The sequence below is a fragment of the Tepidimonas aquatica genome, assembly GCF_007556585.1.
Taxonomy (GTDB): Bacteria; Pseudomonadota; Gammaproteobacteria; order Burkholderiales; family Burkholderiaceae_C; genus Tepidimonas; species Tepidimonas aquatica.
Window position 1 is genome coordinate 1 of record NZ_VJNA01000090.1, and the last position, 810, is coordinate 810.

The 810-nt window shown below is 64.2% G+C and carries 1 protein-coding gene; it reads left to right on the plus strand.

Annotated elements, in window-relative coordinates; genetic code table 11:
- Positions 1 to 36: 36 nt before the first annotated feature.
- Positions 37 to 794 (plus strand): IS5 family transposase gene (locus Taqua_RS13110; protein WP_144327000.1). Its coding sequence is split into 2 segments (ribosomal slippage): positions 37 to 352 and positions 352 to 794, totalling 759 coding nucleotides; the frame shifts between segments, so codons are not numbered across the junction.
- The last annotated feature ends 16 nt before the right edge of the window (positions 795 to 810 follow it).

Here is an 810-nt window from a genome sequence, read left to right on the forward strand (position 1 = left end):
TAGGGCCTGTTAACACTACGTGCTAACATACTGCGCATGGAACTTACGCCTGCGCAATTCGCGCGTATCGAGGATTGCCTGCCGCGGCAGCGGGGCAATGTGTCGCTGGACAACCTTCAAGTGCTCAACGCGATCCTGTTCGTGGCCGAAAATGGCTGCAAGTGGCGGGCCCTGCCCAAGCGGTTCGGCAACTGGCACACGATCTACACGCGGATGAACCGGTGGGCCAAGGCCGGGGTCCTGGATCGGGTCTTCGAGCGCATGCAGGCCGAACAGCTGGTCCGGGTGCGGCTGGAGGCGGTCAGCCTGGACAGCACGATCGTCAAGGTCCACCCGGACGGCACCGGCGCACGAAAAAAAACGGCCCGCAGGCCATCGGCCGCTCCCGCGGAGGCTGGACCACCAAAATTCATATGGCTGCCGCGGATTCCCGCTGCGCGTTAGCCTTCTCGCTTTCGCCGGGCCAGGCGGGCGATGCCCCAGCCGGTCGCGCCCTGCTGCATGCCCTGCCACCCCTGAGCGCGCGCTGCCATCTGGTCATGGATCGCGCCTACGAGGGCAATGAAACCCGGCAGCTCGCGCTGGATCTGGGCCTGGATCCGGTCGTGCCCCCGCATCCGCTGCGGGCCCAGCCATGGGCGTACAACACCGAGATCTACAAGCGCCGCAACGAAATCGAGCGCCTGTTCCGCCGTCTGAAAGGGTTCCGCCGCATCTTCAGCCGCTTCGACAAGCTCGACGTCATGTTCGCGGCCTTCATCCACTTCGCACTGATCGTCGAATCGTTGCGATAGTGTTAACAGGCCCTAG